Genomic DNA, 264 nt, shown 5'->3' with positions numbered 1-264 from the left:
CAGCATCCGGCACCGCGCGGATGCAGATGTCGGCAGCAGCGTGCTCGATGCCCACGACGAGCCACTCGACGCGCGCGAAATCGCGAAACACGACGACGACGGCGGCTACCGCCCGCTCAAGACCGCGCCGTCGCTCCAGACCGGCTGGGCGTTCCCGGCCCTCTCGGCGAGCGAGTTCGTCACAACAGTCGACGCGTTCTACCCGGCGACCGTCGCGAACTGGCATCGCGAGCAAGAGGGCGAACTCGACGTGACCCACTGGCG

The 264-nt window shown here is 68.9% G+C and carries 1 protein-coding gene; it reads left to right on the top strand.

Annotated elements, in window-relative coordinates; translation table 11 throughout:
• Positions 1–264: DR2241 family protein (locus ACP7H9_RS14285; protein WP_439222945.1), on the top strand; the 264-nt coding region annotated here is incomplete at both ends.

It is taken from the genome of Idiomarina sp. ST20R2A10, assembly GCF_051842345.1.
Lineage (GTDB): Bacteria > Pseudomonadota > Gammaproteobacteria > Enterobacterales > Alteromonadaceae > Idiomarina > Idiomarina loihiensis.
Note: the sequence above shows the minus strand (reverse complement) of the source record. Positions and strands in the feature narration are given on the sequence as shown.